Source organism: Brevundimonas diminuta ATCC 11568 (assembly GCF_000204035.1).
GTDB classification, from domain to species: domain Bacteria; phylum Pseudomonadota; class Alphaproteobacteria; order Caulobacterales; family Caulobacteraceae; genus Brevundimonas; species Brevundimonas diminuta.
The window spans coordinates 2,380,202-2,396,868 of sequence record NZ_GL883086.1 but is presented as its reverse complement, the minus strand read 5'-3'; the positions used below and the strand labels follow the sequence as shown (position 1 = coordinate 2,396,868).

The following is a 16,667-nucleotide window of genomic DNA, read 5'->3' as shown; positions in this document are numbered from 1 at the left end:
GAGGCCGCGACCCTGGCCCTGGGGCCGGACCAGCACCAGCGCCTGATCCGCGCGGTCGAGGCGGCGGCGCGCGGGCGACCGGCCCTGTCGGGTCTGGAGTTGAGAATCGACATGGTGGCGCTGGCCCCCGGACGTTTTCCGCGTCATCTTCGCGGCGTGATCTCCACGGGAGCGGACCGGCGTTGACGCGCGAGGAAGCAGAGGCGGTGCTGGCCCAGGCGGGACAGGGGGCGGACGAAGCCTTCCCCCTGCTGGATTGCGCCATTGCCTGCGCCATCCACGACTATCCGTTCCGCGACGCCGACTGCGCGCGCATTCTGGCCGATCACGCCGCCCAGCGGCTCAAGGAACGGGCCGCCAACGAAAGTCCCGACGACGCCCTGACCGAGGCCCTGGCGGGCGACCTGCGGCTGAACGGCGACCTGCTGAACTACGACCATCCGGCCAACACGGACGTGATCGACGTGGCCGAGCGGCGGCGCGGCCTGTCGGCGGTGCTGGTCATCTTCTATCTTGACGCCGCGCGGCGGGCCGGGCTGACGGCGGCGCCGGTCGATTTTCCCGGCCACGTCCTGCTGCGGGTCGAGACGCCTGAGGGGCCGGTGGCGCTGGACCCGTTCAGCCAGGGGCGGCTGGTCCTGCCGTCGGAGCTGACGCGCCGGGCCCTGCTGGCGGGCCTGACCCCGCATGTGGCCGACCGTCTGGACCTGCTGATGGCGCCGGTCAGCGAGCGTCAGGCCTTGATCCGTCTGCAGAACATCCTGTTCACCCGCGCCATTCAGGCCCGCGACTACGAAGGCGCCGAACGCTCGGCCCTGCGTCGCGCCCTGCTGGACCCCGAGGATCACCGCCCTTGGCTGGACGTGGCCGCCGCCCGCGAGAAGCAGGGCGCCCTGACCGGGGCCATGCAGGCCCTGTCGCGCGCCCGCACCCTGGGCGAGCCGATCGCCGCCTGCGACGCGCGGCTGGACCGGGTGCGGATGCGGTTGAACTGAAGCGCGGCCTTGCGGCGGGCGCTGCGGGGCCTCAAGTAACGCTCAGCGGCGCCCTCGTTCGGGCGCTCAAGCAGCAAGCGCCCGCGGCGCGAGCTATAGCGCCCACCAAGAAGGACTCCCATGCTCAAGGTCGCCATCCAGATGGACCCGCTCGAGGCGGTCAACGTCGAGTCGGACACCACCTTCCTGATGGCCCTGACCGGGCAGGCGCGCGGCCACAAGCTGTGGGTCTATGACTTCCGCACCCTGGCGCTGGAGGACGGCCGCCTGTTCTGCCGCGCCCGTCCGGTGACGGTGCAGCGCGAGCAGGGAAACCACGCCGACTTCGGCCCCGAGCAGCGGCTGGACCTGGCCGAGGACGTGGACGTCATCCTGATGCGTCAGGATCCGCCGTTCGACATGGCCTATGTCACCGCCACCTATCTGCTGGAGCGGGTGCATCCCAAGACCCTGGTGGTCAATGATCCGGCCGAGGTGCGTTCGGCGCCCGAGAAGTTGATCGCCACCCTCTTCCCCGGCCTGCAGCCGCCGACCCTGGTGTCGTCCGACCCGGAGACCCTGGTGGACTTCCACCGCCGCCATGGCGACGTGGTGCTCAAACCCCTGCACGGCGCGGCCGGTTCGGGCGTGGTGCGGCTGAAGGCGGACGATCCGAACCTGGAGGCCCTGATCGAGATTCACGCCGCCGGGTCGCGCGATCCGCTGGTGATCCAGAAATTCATCCCGGCCGTCTCTGCGGGCGACAAGCGCATCATCCTGATCGACGGCGAGCCGGTCGGCGCCATCAACCGCATTCCGGCCAAGGATCAGGTGCGCTCCAACCTGCGTGTCGGCGGCACGGCGGCGCCGGTCGAGCTGACGCCGCGCGACCGGGAGATCTGCGCCGCCATCGGCCCTTATCTGAAGGAGCGCGGCCTGATCTTCGTCGGCATCGACGTGATCGGCGACTATCTGACCGAGATCAACGTCACCTCCCCCACCGGCGCCCAGCAGTTGCTGAACTTCGCCGGCGTCGATGCGACCGAGCGCATGTGGGAGGTCATCGAGCAAAGGAAACGCGCGGCCGCCTGACGCCGCGCTGCATGGGAGGGGACTTTATGAGCTTACTGAACAAGGCCGGGGCGTCCGCCGCCCTGGCGCTGGCGATCGCCTGCCCGGCGGCGGCCCAGGAAGCCTCGCCAGACGTCGCGCCGAAACGCCCGTCGCTGGAGGTGCTGGAGCGGATCATCGAGACCCGTACGCCGCAGACCCGGATCGAGACGCCGGACCATGATCGCATCAGCGCCCGGCGCATCGATATCGTCGACGCCGACGGGACCATCCGCATGACTCTGTCGGGCGCGACCCCGCCCCCGATCATCGACGGCGTTCAATATAAGCGCGCCTTCAACGTCGCCGGACTGATCCTCTACGACGACAAGGGCAGCGAGCGCGGCGGCTTCGGCACGGCCGACGTCGAGGGCGGCATGGCCGTTCTGGCGCTGGATCACCCGGCGATGGATGCGGTCGGCTGGCGCGTGTCGCCCGACGGCTCGGTCAGCTTCGTCTTCAACCAGGCGCCGCCGCTGGTGCGCGAACCGGGGCTGGGCGGGGCGCTGGTTCCGGGCGTGCAGACGCCGACGCGGATGCGCCTGTCGCTGGCCGCCGACGGGACGCCCGCCGTCGCCCTGTCGGACAGGAACGACAAGCCGCGCCTGCGCCTGACCGTGACCGAGGAGGGCTTCGGCGCCATCCAGTTCCTCAACGCCGAGGGGCAGGTGGTCCACACCATCGCGCCGGAGGCCGACCTCCCGACGAACTGAACGAACAACGCTCTTGCAGTGTTGATCGGTTCGTGATTTGTTCTCTTGTCTGCGGGAGGGAACGGCATGGTCGCGCGGGTGGTGACGGTGGCTTTCGATGGCGTCGATGCGCGCCGGGTCGACGTCGAGGTGCAGCAGGTCGGCTCGCCCGCCGGGGCCTTCGCCATCGTCGGCCTGCCGGACAAGGCGGTGGCCGAGAGCCGCGAACGAGTGCGCGGCGCTTTTGCGGGCATTGGTCTGGCGCTGCCGGCGAAGAAGGTGATCGCCAATCTGGCCCCCGCCGACCTGCCCAAGGAAGGCAGCCATTTCGACCTGCCCATCGCCCTGGCCCTGCTGGCCTCCATGGGGGTGATCGGACCGGACGCCCTGGACGGTTGGGCTGCGGTGGGCGAACTGGGTCTGGACGGTCAGATCGCTGCGGTGGGCGGAACCCTGCCTGCGGCGATGGCGGTGAACGCCATGGGGTTGGGCCTCATCTGCCCTGAGGCCAACGGGCCGGAGGCGGCCTGGGCGGGCGAGGCGCGGCTGCTGGCGCCGCGCTCCCTGATCGGCCTGATCAACCATTTCCGCGGAACCCAGGTGCTGCGCCCGCCCCAGCCGGGGCCGGTGCTGGAGGGGCGCGCCGTACCCGACCTGCGCGAGGTCAAGGGACAGGAGGGCGCCAAGCGGGCGCTGGAGATCGCCGCCGCCGGGGGCCACAATCTGCTGTTCGTCGGCCCGCCGGGCTCGGGCAAGTCGATGATGGCGGCGCGCCTGCCGGGCCTGCTGCCGCCGTTGACGCCGATGGAACGGCTGGAGACGTCGATGGTCTGGTCGGTGGCGGGGCTGATCGAGCGCGGAGGGCTGACGCGCGAGCGGCCGTTCAGAGCGCCGCATCATTCGGCGTCGATGGCGGCCCTGACCGGTGGCGGGCTGAAGGCCAAGCCGGGCGAGGCCTCCCTGGCGCACAACGGCGTGCTGTTCCTTGATGAACTGCCCGAGTACTCGCCCCAGGCGCTGGACAGCCTGCGCCAGCCGCTGGAGACGGGCGAGATCGTCGTGGCGCGGGCCAACGCCCATGTGCGCTATCCGGCGCGGTTCCAACTGGTGGCGGCGATGAACCCCTGTCGCTGCGGCGTGGGCGGGCCGGGGCGCGGCGCCTGCGGCAAGGCTCCGCGCTGCCAGAAGGATTACCAGAACCGCATCTCCGGCCCGATGTTCGACCGTATCGACCTGACGGTGGAGACGCCGGCGGTGACGGCCGCCGACATGATCCTGTCCGCCCCGGCCGAGGGCACGGCCGAAGCCGCCGCCCGCGTCGCCGCCGCCATGCAGATGCAGGAGGCCCGCATGGTGGAGGCGGGGCTGACGGGAATGCAGGCGCTCAACGCCAGGTCTTCGGGCGAGGCGTTGGAGCGGTTCGCCGCCCCGGATCAGGCGGGGCGCGCGCTGTTGATGAAGGCGGGCGAGGCCGGGGGGCTGACCGCGCGCGGCTGGACCCGCACCCTGCGTCTGGCGCGCACCATCGCCGATCTGGACGGCGCGGACGGCGTGCTGCGCCGCCATGTGGCCGAGGCGCTGATGTATCGACGCAGCACGGTCGGCGCCCATGAGGACTTCGACCGCCAGGCCAGTCGCCGCGCTTTATTTCCCGTGCAGGAAAGCGGGGCGGGACAAACGCCGTTCGTCTGGAATTAACCCCTCGGCCCTAGCGTGGCCTTATGGGACAGACCCGTCGCAAGCCGTCGCCGCAGAGCGACCTTTTCCCTGCCGCGCCCGAAGCAGGGCAGGCTGCGACGCTGACGCCTGGAGACGGCGTTTCGCCTGAGCAGCAGTTTTTGCGGCTGATGAGCCATGAGATGCGCACGCCCCTGAACGGGGTGATCGGCATGCTGGGCCTGTTGTCGCGCACCCGTCTGGACGGCGCCCAGCGCGCCTATGCGGAGGCCGCGCAGAAGTCGGCCGAGCATCTGTTGGGCCTGGTCAACGACCTGCTGGACTACGCCCGGCTGGAGGCTGAGGCGCTGGAGTTCGATCCGGCGCCGGTCGAGCTGGAGGGTCTGGTGCGCGGCGTGGCCGAATTGCTGAGCCCGCGCGCGCACGACAAGGGGCTGGAGATCGTCTGGTCGGTGGCCGCCGACGCCCCGGACGTCGTCGCCGACGAGGGCCGCCTGCGGCAGATCCTGTTCAACCTGGCGGGCAATGCGGTGAAGTTCACCGACCGAGGCGGGGTGCGCCTGGCGGTTGAGGCGGTCGGCGAACGCATGGAAGGGGCGCCTGCGCGCCTGGCCTTCATCGTCGACGACACCGGCCCCGGCGTGCCCGAAGAGGCGCGCGGCCGCATCTTTGAAGAATTCGGTCACGCCGACGTCTCGGACGCCGCCCGGTTCGACGGGGCGGGCCTGGGTCTGGCGGTGGTGCGGCGGCTGGCCCGCGCCATGGACGGCGACGCCGTGGTCGAGGACCGGCCGGACGGTCCCGGCGCCCGGTTTCGCTTTGAAGCCGAGTTTCCTGTCGCGGCCGACGCCGAGGCGCGCACGCGCCTGCTGGACGGGCTGGTCGTGGCGGTCCGTTCGCCGAACCCCTTCGTGCGCCGGGCGGCGACCGATCAGATCGAGGCCTCGGGCGGCCGTGTGGCGCGCCAGGCCGGGGTGACCCTGATCGATCATGCAGGAGCCGAAGGCGGAGCCCTGGCCGTTCGACCGCGCCAGGGTCAGGCCATCATCCTGCTGCGCCCATCCGAGCGCGACCTGATCAGCCGCTATCGGGCGGCGGGCTTCTGCGGCTATCTGATCAAGCCCTTGCGCCGCGAGTCTCTGGCCGAGCGCGTCAGGGCGGCCGCCGCGCCGCGCCGGGGTCTGCCCACGCCGCCGGTCCGATCTGGCGACGACGATCGCGTGGCCCATGTGGCCTTCAAGGGCGTGCGGGTGCTGCTGGTCGAGGACAATCCGGTCGGCGCTCTTTTGGCCAAGACCTTGCTGCGGCGCGAGGGCTGCGTGGTCCAGACCGCCGCTGACGGCCAGGAGGCGCTGGACGCCCTGAAGGCGGCGCGCTTCGATCTGGTCTTCATGGACATGCGGATGCCGCGCCTGGATGGGCCGAGCGCGGCGCGGGCGCTGCGGGCGCGCGGGGATCAGACGCCGATCATCGCCCTGACCGCCAACGCCTTCGCCGAGGATCGCGTCGCCTGTCTCGAGGCGGGAATGGACGATCATCTGGCCAAGCCGTTGGAGGCGGACGCCCTGCGCGTCGTCCTGGCCCGCTGGACGCCCGCCGCCAACCGCGCCAAGGTCGCCGTTTCCTGATCTGCCAGTAGTCCGTCGTCCGTATCGCCCGGCGGCGCCCCGCCGGAGCCACGCATGACCGATTCCAAGACGCCCGCTTCCGAGGTCGCGGCGTTGCAGCCGTCTCCCAAGGGTCTGGGCGTGCTCAAGGCGGCGTTCCGCGAGCGGCGCACCCTGGCCATGTTGCTGCTCGGCTTCTCGGCCGGTCTGCCCTTCGCCATGCTGTTCGGCACCCTGAACGCCTGGCTGTCCGACGCGGGCGTATCGGTGGCGACGATCGGCGTCCTGTCTTGGGTCGGGCTGTTCGGGGCCTTCAAATTCCTGTGGTCGCCCGCGGTCGGACTGACGCCGCCGGTGATCGGCCGGATGGGCCGACGTCGGTCGTGGCTGATCCTGTGCCAGATCGTGCTGGCGGGCGCGCTTTTGACCATCTCCCTGTCGCATCCGGGAACGGGGGCCATCGTGGTGCTGGCGGGCGCCGCGGCCCTGGGCGCCTTCGCCTCGGCGACCCAGGACATCGTCATCGACACCTGGCGGATCGAGGTGGCGGACGAGCGGACCCCGGTGGATCTGCTGTCGACCGTCTATCAGCTGGGCTTTCGCACGGCGGCCCTGGTGGGCGGGGCGGGCGCCCTGGTTCTGGCGGATCAACTGGGCTGGTCGACGACCTTCGTCATCGGCGCGGGACTGATGGGTCTGGGCGTTCTGGGCACGCTGATCGCACCCGAGCCTAAGGCGGCGCCGCGCGCCGCCATCGCCCGCGAACGCATCGGCTCGCCGCGTCTGCGGATGACCGCCCTGGTCGTCACCCTGGCCGCCTGGGCCTGGGCGGCCTTCATGCTGGTGCGCTTCATGGTCACGGCTCTGACCGTCAAGCCTGCGCCCAGCGCCGGAGAGTTCACCGCCGTCTGGGGGCCGTGGATCGTCGGCATGGCGGTGATCCTGCCCGCCGTGCTGGCCGGGATCATCGTCTGGCGCGGGGGCAAGGCGGGGGCGGCGTCCGAGGCCGATCAGGGGCCGGCGCTCGCCAACACCCTGTATGACGCCATCCTGGCGCCGCTGGTCGAGTTGATGGGACGGCTGGGCTGGGGCGCGGTGATCGTGCTGGGGCTGATCCTGACCTACCGCATCACGGACGGCGTCTGGGGCCCGTTCGCCTTCCCCTTCTACATGGGGGACACGGGCGGGGCGCTGGGCCACACCAAGACCGAGATCGCCCTGGCGTCCAAGACCTTCGGCGTGGTCATGACCATCGTCGGCATCGCCCTGGGCGGATGGGCGCTGCTGGTCATCGGCCGGATGGCCAGCCTTCTGCTGGGCGCAGCCCTGTCGGCGGCTACCAATCTGCTGATGATGGACCTGGCTCTGGGGGCGCCGGTGATCGGCGCCTTCATGAGCGCGACCGGCCTCTACAAGCTGTTCGGCGCCTTCGGGGTAGGCGAGCCCCTGGCGCGGCTGATGTTGGCCATCGCGGGCGAGAACATCGCCGGCGGCTTCGCGGGCGCGGCCTTCGTCGCCTATCTGTCGGCCCTGTCGAACAAGATGTTCGGGGCGGTGCAGTTCGCCGTCTTCACCTCCCTGGCCCTGCTGATCGGCACCCTGGGGCGCGGGGCCCTGGGCGAACTGATCGAACGCCAGGGTTATGCCGCCATGTTCGTCATCGCCGCATGGCTAGGCGTGGTGGCGGTGGTCTTCTGTGCGATGGAATGGGGCCGCCAGACGATGGAGCGCCGCCGCCTCAACCTCGACGCCTAGGGGGGCGGAAATGCAAAGAGGCGGCCCGAAGGCCGCCTCTCGAGGTCGTCGTGATCAAGCGGAGGATCAGTCCTCGACTTCCACGCCCTCGGCGTAGGCGGCGAAGGTGGCGGCGGTGATGATCTCGCCGACCGAGGCGCCCAGGGGCACGATCTGCACCGACTTCTCCAGGCCGACCAGCAGGGGGCCGATCACCGTGGCCCCGCCCAACGATTGAACCAGGCGGGTCGAGATGGCCGCCGAATGGATGGCCGGCATGACCAGGACGTTGGCGTCCCCGGTCAGGCGCATGAAGGGATAGTTGGCGCGGGCTTCGGAATTCAGCGCCAGAGCCGGCGGCATCTCGCCCTCGTACTCGAAGTCGACGTCCATCGAGTCCAGGATGCGGATGGCCTCGCGCACCTTCTCGCCGCGATCGCCGGGCGGGTCGCCGAAAGTCGAGTAGCTGAGGAAGGCCACGCGCGCTTTGCGGCCGAGCTTCTTGACCGTGGCGGCGGCCTTGACCGCGATCTCAGCCAATTCGGCGGCGTTGGGCAGTTCGTGGATCGAGGTGTCGGCCACGAATAGGGTGCGGCCCTTGGCCAGCAGGATCGACAGGCCGATCATCCGGTCCGTGACGTCCAGGACGCGGCGGACCTCCTTCAGGGCCATGTTGAAGTTGCGGGTCACGCCGGTGACCATGCAGTCCGCCTCGCCGCGCGCGACCATGGCGGCGGCGAAGTAGTTGCGGTCCTGGTTGATCATGCGCTGGACGTCGCGGCGCAGATAGCCGCGACGCTGCAGGCGGGCGTACAGCCAGTCGACGTATTCGGCGTTTCGATCCGATACGCGGGCGTTCATGATCTGAATGCCCAATTCGTCGAAGTTCAGACCGGCTTCGGCGGCGTTGTGGCGGATCAACTCCTCGCGGCCGACCAGGATCGGCGTGCCCAGATCCGCCTGCTTGAAGGCCCATGCGGCGCGGATGACGACCTGTTCCTCGCCTTCGGCGAAGACGACGCGCTGCTTCGGACCCGAGCGCACGCTGGCCTGGATCTTCTGCATCAGGGCGGCGGACGGATCGACCCGCTGGCGCAGGGCGATGCGATAGGCCTCCATGTCCTTGATCGGCTTGCGCGCCACGCCGGTGTCCATCGCCGTCTGGGCGATGAAGGGCGGGATGTACCAGATCAGGCGCGGGTCGAACGGGGTGGGGATGATGTATTCAGGGCCGAACTTCAGCTTGCGGCCGCGATAGGCGGCGGCGACTTCGTCCGGCACGTCTTCGCGGGCCAGCGCCGCCAGGGCGTGGGCGCAGGCGATCTTCATCTCGTGGTTGATCTGACGCGCGCGCACGTCCAGCGCGCCGCGGAACAGATAGGGGAAGGCCAGGACGTTGTTGACCTGGTTCACATAGTCCGAGCGGCCGGTGGCGATGATGGCGTCCGAGCGCACCGACTTGACGTCTTCCGGCGTGATCTCGGGGTCCGGGTTGGCCATGGCGAAGATGATCGGATTGGGCGCCATGGAGGCGACCATCTCCTTGGAGATCGCGCCCTTGGCCGACAGGCCCAGCACCACGTCGGCGCCGACCATGGCCTCGGCCAGGGTGCGCAGCGGCGTGTCGGTGGCGTGCGCCGCCTGCCATTGGGAGACGTTGTCGCGGCCCTTGTAGATCACGCCCTGACGGTCGCAGATGACGGTGTTCTCGGCCTTGACGCCGGCGGCCTTCATTAGGGCGATGGACGACAGGCCCGCTGCGCCGGCGCCCGACAGGACGACCTTGAGGTCTTCCAGCTTCTTGCCGACGATATGGGCCGCGTTGATCAGGCCGGCGGTCGAGATGATGGCCGTGCCGTGCTGGTCGTCGTGGAAGACGGGGATGTCCAGCAGATCCTGCAGCTGGGCTTCGATCTCGAAGCATTCGGGGGACTTGATGTCCTCCAGGTTGATGCCGCCCCAGGTGTCGCCGATGTTCTTGACCACGGTGACGAATTCATCCGGATCGGTGGTCTTCACCTCGACGTCGAAGCTGTCGACGTCGGCGAAGCGCTTGAACAGCACCGACTTGCCTTCCATCACCGGCTTGGACGCCATGTGGCCCAGGTTGCCCAGGCCCAGGATGGCGGTGCCGTTCGAGATGACGGCGACCATGTTGCCCTTGGCGGTGTAGTCGTAGGCCTTGTCCGCATCGGCGGCGATGGCCAGGACCGGCACGGCCACGCCCGGCGAATAGGCCAGCGACAGGTCGCGCTGGGTCGCCATCGGCTTGGTCGGGGCCATGGAGATCTTGCCCGGCGTCGGATCGCTGTGGAACTCCAGAGCGTCGTCGTCGGAGAAGGTCTGTTTATCGGTCAATTCGGGCATTTCGATCTCGGGAAGGGGCAGGCGCATTTCGTTCCTAGATCGTGGGATGGGCGGGGACAACCGCTGACGCTGGGTCAAGGCCGATTGCGTGGTTTCTCCGTCACGCGGCAGGCAGGAAGCCGGTCCCTTCGACCTCGACCGGGCCGGTCATGAAAACGTGGCCGGACGCCTCGTCCCAGTCGATGGTCAGTTCGCCGCCGTCGACCGTCACGGCGGCCTTTCGGTCGGTCAGGCCGCGCCGCGCCGAGGCGACCAGGGCCGCGCATGCGCCGGTGCCGCAGGCCAGGGTCAGGCCCGCTCCGCGCTCCCACACCCGCAACCGAATGTGATCGCGGGCCAACACGTCAGCGAAGCCGACGTTGACCCCTTCGGGGAACAGGGGGTGGTGCTCGACCAGGGAGCCGGAGCCGCGCACGAAGGCGTCGTCCAGCCGGTCGGTGAAGAAGACGACGTGGGGATTGCCCATCGACACCGCGCCCGGCGTGTGCAGCACGGGGGCGTCGATCGGTCCGACCTGAAGCTCGATGCCGCGCGTGTCCATGTCTTCCGACAGCGGCACCTGGGACCAGTCGAGGCGCGGCGCGCCCATGTCCACGGTGACTTGATGGGTCGCGGCCGTCGATCCTTCGGGATCTCCAGAGCCGACGCGGCCCGCCGCCCGGCGCGCCGTGGTCGGTCCGCCCAGGGTGTCGATGACCACCTCTTCCTTGTCGGTCGCCTCCAGCAGCAGCCAGCCGACGCAGCGCAGGGCGTTGCCGCAGGTCTCGACCATGGAGCCGTCGGCGTTCCAGACCCGCATGAAGGCGTCGGCCGTCTCGGACGGCTCGACGCCGATCAACTGGTCGAAACCGCCCAGACCCGTCGCCGGATCGGCCAGGGCGCGCACCTGATCCTCGGTCGGGTGGAAGGGTTCTTCGAAGGCCTGGACGACGATGAAGGCGTTTCCGGCGCCGTTCATGCGGATGTAGGGTCGGGCGGGCTGGCTCATGATCGCCTTCATATAGGATTTTCCGCCGGTTCATGTATCGGTGGCGGCGATGACGTCTGACCAGAGCCAAACCGCCAAATCCGACGGGCTGCGGCTGAGGGCGCGCCTGCGCTACCTCTATCACGGCTCCCAGCCGGCGGCGGTCAAGTTCCGCCTGATGGTCATCGTCATCGACCTGGCCATCATCGGCTTCTTCCTGGCCACGCCGATCCTGAAGGAGGCGGGCTGGGCCTTCTATGTCTTGGACTATCTGATCGCCGCCGTTCTGGGGCTGGATCTGGCGGCGCGGGCCTATGCCTATTCCGACATCCGGTCGTGGTTGAAGCGGCCGATCGTCTGGGTCGATCTGTTCGTTCTGGCGACGCTGTTGTTCCCGGCCTGGCTGGCCAATCTGGGCTTCCTGCGGCTGCTGCGGTTCTGGAGCCTGCTGAACAGCGACCTGTTCTGGCGCACCATCGGCCGCCGCTTCGACGACACGCGGGTCGAGGAGGTCACACGGGCCCTGACCGCCCTGGTCACCTTCGTCTTCGTCGTGACCGGCTTCGTCTACGCCTATTTCAGGGGCAAGGCCGAGCACATCAACGGCTATCTGGACGCCCTCTATTTCACCGTCGCCACCCTGACGACGACAGGCTTTGGGGACATCACCCTGCCGGGCAATTGGGGGCGGGTCATCTCCATCGTCGTCATGCTGGTGGGCATCACCCTGTTCATCCGCCTGGCCCAGACCCTGATCCGGCCGCACAAGGTCAAGTTCCCCTGCCCCACCTGCGGGCTTCAGAAGCACGATCCGGACGCCGTTCACTGCAAGGCCTGCGGCCAGATCCTGTGCATCCCCGACGACGGCGACTGAGGCGCGCCCTGCGGCGAAAGATTACAAGCCTGTAAGATTCCAGACGCTTGCCCCCTGCCCTCGCTCTCGCCAAGGTGCCGCGCGAAAACATTCGTCCGTTGGGGGACACATATGACCATCCGCTCGCTGGCGTCCGTCGCCGCCCTTCTTCTCGCCGCCGGAGCCGCACCCGTCGCCATGGCCCAAGCCACCGTTTCCGCAAGCGCCGCCTCGACGGCTCCGGGCTTCGCCGCCAGCGACGCGACCGACCCCTACATCTGGCTGGAGGAGGTCGAGGGCGACCGCGCCATGGAGTGGGTCAAGGCGCACAACGAGACCTCTCTGGGCGTGCTGCAGGGCGATCCGCGCTATGAGGGCCTGCACCAGCAGGCGCTGGACCTGGTTCAGTCGCGCGACCGCATCCCCTCGCCCGGCTTCACCCACGACGGCCACGTCGACAACTTCTGGCAGGACGCCGAGCATGTGCGCGGTATCTGGCGCCGCACGACGTTGGATTCCTACCGCACTGACGCGCCGCAGTGGGAGACCATCCTGGACATCGACGCCCTGTCGGCGGCCGAGGGCGCCAACTGGGTCTACAAGGGCGCGTCCTGCCTGCCGCCGGACGAGCGTTACTGCCTGATCTCCCTGTCGAACGGCGGCAAGGACGCGGTGACGGTCCGCGAGTTCGACAGCGTCACGAAAACCTTTGTGGAGGGCGGCATCAGCCTGCCGGAATCCAAGGGCGGCGCCAGCTGGATCGACAGGGACACCCTGCTGATCTCGCGCGATTTCGGCGAGGGCTCGCTAACGGACTCGGGCTATCCGCGCACGGTGCGTCTGATGAAGCGCGGCCAGAGCGTCGATCAGGCGGTCGAAGTCTTCGCCGGTCAGCAAACCGACGTCTCGGTTTCGGGCTACACCCTGCGCGACGCCGACGGCGTGGTGCAGGCGGTGCTGCTGAACCGGGGGATCAACTTCTATGAGAGCGAGACCTGGCGCCTGAACGCCGACGGCTCGACGACCAAGTTGGAGCTGCCGCTCAAGTCCAACATCAACGCCCTGGTCGCCGGCCAGCTGGTGGTGACGACGGACCAGGACTGGACCGCGCCGTCGGGCCAGGACTTTAAGACCGGCGATGTCATCGCCTGGAACCTGCAGGCCTGGCTGGCCGATCCCAAGACCCCGGCGCAACTGGTGATCCGTCCCGGCGAGCGCGAGGCGATCGAGGGGATCAACGCCACCCGCAACAAGCTGGTCGTCGCCCTGTACGAGAACGTGCGCGGCTCGGTCTACGTCTATGACCCGGCCGACTGGAGCCGCACGCGCCTGGACCTGCCGCAGAACGTCTCGGTCGGCGTCGGCTCGGCGTCGGAGCGCGACGACAAGATCTTCGTCAGCGTCACCGGCTATCTGAACCCATCCAGCCTTTATCTGGCCGATGCGGCGACCGGCGCGGTCGCCCTGACCAAGGCTCTGCCGGACAAGTTCGACGCCAGCGGCATGCGCGTCGATCAGTTCGAGGCGCGCAGCGCTGATGGGACGATGATCCCCTATTTTGTCGTCCACAAGGACGCCATGGCGTTGGACGGCTCGAACCCGACGCTACTGTACGGCTACGGCGGTTTCCAGTCGTCGCTGCTGCCCGGCTATTCGCCGACGGTCGGCAAGCTGTGGCTGGAGCGCGGCGGCGTCTATGTGATCGCCAACACCCGCGGCGGCGGCGAGTTCGGCCCGAAGTGGCACCAGGCGGCCCAGCAGGAGAACCGCCAGCGCGCGCACGAGGACTTCCAGGCCGTGGCTCAGGATCTGATCACGCGCGGCGTCACCTCTCAGCCGCACCTCGGGATCATGGGCGGCTCGCAGGGCGGCTTGTTCATGGGGGCCATGCTGACCCAGCGCCCGGACCTGATCAACGCGGCGGTCATCCAGGTGCCCCTGTTCGACATGCTGCGCTTCCACAAGCTGCTGGCCGGCGCCTCGTGGATCGGCGAATACGGCAACCCGGACATCCCGGAGCAGCGCGCCTGGATCGAGCAGTATTCGCCCTATCAGAAGCTGTCGGCGGGCCAGCCCTATCCGGAAGTCTTCATCCACACCTCGACCAAGGACGACCGCGTCCACCCCGGCCACGCCCGCAAGGCGGCGGCGCGGATGGAGGAGTTGGGCTATCCGGTGCTCTTCTATGAAAACGTCGACGGCGGTCACGCGGCCGGCGCCAACCTGCGCGAGACGGCCCGCCGCATTGCGCTGGAATACACCTATCTGACCCGTCGGCTGATGGATCAGCCGGCCCAGCGGTAACCGACGGAGCCCGAGATCATGATGAAGTCCCTGTTGCTGTCCGTCGCCCTGCCCGCCCTGATGTTGGCCGCCGCGCCCGCTCTAGCTGAGAGTGTCGCGTCCGATCCCGCCGCCGCCTCGGCGACCACCCTGCCGCCGCACTTCCCGCGCGATCTGTCGCCCGAGGGGGTCAAGGCCGCCGACGACCATCTGGCGCTGGAAGAGGTGGACGGCGCCGAGGCCCGCGCCTTCGTCGCCGCCTCGAACGAAAAGGCCCTGGCGGCCCTGACCGGCGACCGCCGCTATGAGCCGTTCCGTCAGCAGGCCGAGGCCATTCTGACCGCGACCGACCGCATCCCCGGCGTCAGCTTCCTGGGCGAAGGCCTGGGGAATTTCTGGCAGGATGCGGCCAATCCCAAGGGCGTCTGGCGCCGCACGACGCTGGCGAGCTATCGCACGGCCCAGCCGCAGTGGGAGACGCTGCTGGACATAGACGCCCTGGCCAAGGCCGAGGGCAAGGACTGGGTGTTCAAGGGCGCCAACTGCCTGGCGCCGGACGAGACTCGCTGCCTAATCAACCTGTCGGACGGCGGCAAGGACGCCGTGACGGTGCGCGAATTCGACCTGACGACCAAGCGGTTCGTGGACGGCGGCTTCGTCATCCCCGAGGGCAAACACCGCATCAGCTGGCTGGACCGCGACACCCTGCTGATCGCCACCGACTTCGGTCCCGGCAGCCTGACGGAGTCGGGTTATCCCTACATCGTCAAATCTCTGACGCGCGGCCATCCGCTGGCGCACGCGACCGAGGTCTATCGCGGCGAGCAGGGCGACGGCGGCTACGGCGTCTCTCCCATGGTGTTCCGCGACAAGGCGGGCGCGGTCGAGGCCGTGCTGTTCAGCCGCCCGCTGGACACCTTCCGGTCAGAAATCTGGGCTTTGGGCTCCGACGGCAAGCCCTACAGGCTCAACCTGCCAGAGCGCGTGGCGGTTCAGGGCGTGCTGGGCGACAAGCTGATCTTCTCGCCCGAACAGGCGTGGAGCTTCGACGGTCAGGATTATGCCGCCGGGTCTCTGGTCTCCATGCCGATGGGCGTGCTGGGCGACGTGCGCCAGAGCATCCGCATCGACGCGAAGACGGCGACCATCTTCGCCCCGGGCGCGCGTCAGTCTCTGCAGAACGTCAGCGTATTCGAGGACAGCATCGTCGCCGTCATCGCCGACAATGTCGTAGGCACGCTGAAGCGTTTCGTTCCGACGGCTGACGGCTGGACCGCGACTGACATCGCAGTGCCCGCCAACAGCGCCGTGGGCCTGGGCGACAGCTCCAAGGCCAAGGGCCAGGTCTTCGTCTCGACGCAAGGCTTCCTGACGCCGCCGACTCTCAGCCTGGCCGATGTCGCCACCGGCGCCCTGAGCGAGCTGAAATCGGCGCCGGCCAAGTTCGACGCCTCGACCCATGTGGTCGAGCAGTTCGAGGCGACCTCGACCGACGGGACCAAGATCCCCTATTTCGTCACCCGGCCCAAGAATCTGGCGATGGACGGGACCGGCCCGACCATCCTGTTCGGCTATGGCGGCTTCCAGGCCAGCTTCCCGCCCGCCTACAAGCCCGAGATGGGCAAGCTGTGGCTCGAGAACGGCGGCGTCTTCGTCCAGGCCAACATCCGCGGCGGCGGCGAGTTCGGCCCCGGCTGGCACCAGGCGGCCCTTCGCGAGAACCGCCAGCGCGCCTTCGACGACTTCGCCGCCGTGGCCCGCGATCTGGAGCAGCGGCGCATCACCAGCCCGCGCCATCTGGGCATCTACGGCCGCTCGAACGGCGGGGTGCTGACCTCGGTGTCCATCACCCAGCATCCGGAGCTGTTCAATGCGGCGGTCATCGAAAGCCCGCTGATCGACATGCTGCGCTATCAGGAGCTGCCGGCGGGCGCCTCGTGGATGGGCGAATACGGCGATCCGCGCATTCCGGGCGACGCCGAATTCATCGCCCGCTATTCGGCCTATCAGCAGCTGCGGCCCGAGGTGAAGTATCCGCGCGTCTACATCACCACCAACACGCGCGATGACCGGGTGCACCCCGGCCACGCCCGCAAGTTCGCGGCGCGTCTGGGCGACCAGGGCCACGACCACCTCTATTTCGAGGACACGGCGGGCGGTCACTCCAACGACGCCGATCCGGTCGCCAACGCCCGCCGCTGGGCGCGGCATTACGTTTATCTCAGCCAGCAACTGATGGACTGATTGTACCCTCGTCGCGCCCGACGCGCCGCTCACGCATTTATGAGCGGCGTTATCGGGCCGAAGGGATAGGATCGCCGCCATGATGGCACGGGGCCTGTTCAGGTACGGGATGACGGCGGCGGTCGCGGGCGTGGGTCTGCTGGCCGTCGCCGCCGCGCC

At 69.0% G+C, this 16,667-nt stretch carries 11 protein-coding genes and 1 pseudogene; 10 read left to right on the top strand and 2 right to left on the bottom strand.

Features of this window, described 5'->3' with window-relative positions; all coding sequences use genetic code 11:
• The 7 genes and pseudogenes from BDIM_RS18195 to BDIM_RS15490 all read left to right on the top strand — a co-directional run.
• Positions 1 to 186: pseudogene (locus BDIM_RS18195) on the top strand (YraN family protein); the annotation flags it as partial.
• Positions 183 to 995, top strand: a complete 813-nt coding sequence (locus tag BDIM_RS15515; protein ID WP_003166516.1) for a SirB1 family protein — start codon at positions 183 to 185, stop codon at positions 993 to 995. The pseudogene BDIM_RS18195 and the gene BDIM_RS15515, both read left to right, overlap by 4 nt.
• A 120-nt stretch (positions 996 to 1,115) precedes the next feature.
• Entirely contained in the window at positions 1,116 to 2,066 is a 951-nt protein-coding gene (gene gshB, locus BDIM_RS15510) for a glutathione synthase (protein ID WP_040346415.1), read from the top strand.
• Positions 2,067 to 2,092: 26 nt separating this feature from the next.
• Entirely contained in the window at positions 2,093 to 2,797 is a 705-nt protein-coding gene (locus BDIM_RS15505; RefSeq protein WP_003166515.1) for a hypothetical protein, read from the top strand.
• 66 nt (positions 2,798 to 2,863) lie between these two features.
• A complete protein-coding gene (locus tag BDIM_RS15500) occupies positions 2,864 to 4,474 on the top strand; it encodes a YifB family Mg chelatase-like AAA ATPase (RefSeq protein ID WP_003166514.1) in 1,611 nt (536 codons plus the stop codon).
• A gap of 23 nt (positions 4,475 to 4,497) precedes the next feature.
• Positions 4,498 to 6,081, top strand: coding sequence for a response regulator (locus BDIM_RS15495; protein ID WP_081461925.1), 1,584 nt, complete (start codon positions 4,498 to 4,500; stop codon positions 6,079 to 6,081).
• A 54-nt stretch (positions 6,082 to 6,135) separates the two neighbouring features.
• Positions 6,136 to 7,815 (top strand): muropeptide MFS transporter, encoded by a 1,680-nt coding sequence (locus BDIM_RS15490; RefSeq protein ID WP_040346414.1) that lies wholly within the window; start codon positions 6,136 to 6,138, stop codon positions 7,813 to 7,815.
• A 66-nt stretch (positions 7,816 to 7,881) separates the two neighbouring features.
• Here BDIM_RS15490 and BDIM_RS15485 read toward each other — a convergent pair whose 3' ends face one another.
• Positions 7,882 to 10,161: an NADP-dependent malic enzyme gene (locus BDIM_RS15485; RefSeq protein WP_003166513.1), complete on the bottom strand. Its 2,280-nt coding sequence runs from the start codon at positions 10,159 to 10,161 to the stop codon at positions 7,882 to 7,884.
• 100 nt (positions 10,162 to 10,261) lie between these two features.
• The gene (gene dapF / locus BDIM_RS15480) at positions 10,262 to 11,149 is read right to left on the bottom strand and encodes a diaminopimelate epimerase (RefSeq protein WP_040347228.1); all 888 of its coding nucleotides are present in this window, start codon (positions 11,147 to 11,149) and stop codon (positions 10,262 to 10,264) included.
• 49 nt (positions 11,150 to 11,198) lie between these two features.
• Between dapF and BDIM_RS15475 the strand changes: the two genes are divergently transcribed.
• The 3 genes from BDIM_RS15475 to BDIM_RS15465 all read left to right on the top strand — a co-directional run bounded on the left by BDIM_RS15475 (position 11,199) and on the right by BDIM_RS15465 (position 16,508).
• Positions 11,199 to 12,002, top strand: a complete 804-nt coding sequence (locus BDIM_RS15475) for a potassium channel family protein (protein ID WP_040346413.1) — start codon at positions 11,199 to 11,201, stop codon at positions 12,000 to 12,002.
• Between the two features lie 111 nt (positions 12,003 to 12,113).
• Entirely contained in the window at positions 12,114 to 14,285 is a 2,172-nt protein-coding gene (locus BDIM_RS15470; protein ID WP_003166510.1) for a prolyl oligopeptidase family serine peptidase, read from the top strand.
• 18 nt (positions 14,286 to 14,303) lie between these two features.
• Entirely contained in the window at positions 14,304 to 16,508 is a 2,205-nt protein-coding gene (locus BDIM_RS15465; RefSeq protein WP_003166509.1) for a prolyl oligopeptidase family serine peptidase, read from the top strand.
• Positions 16,509 to 16,667: the final 159 nt, after the last annotated feature.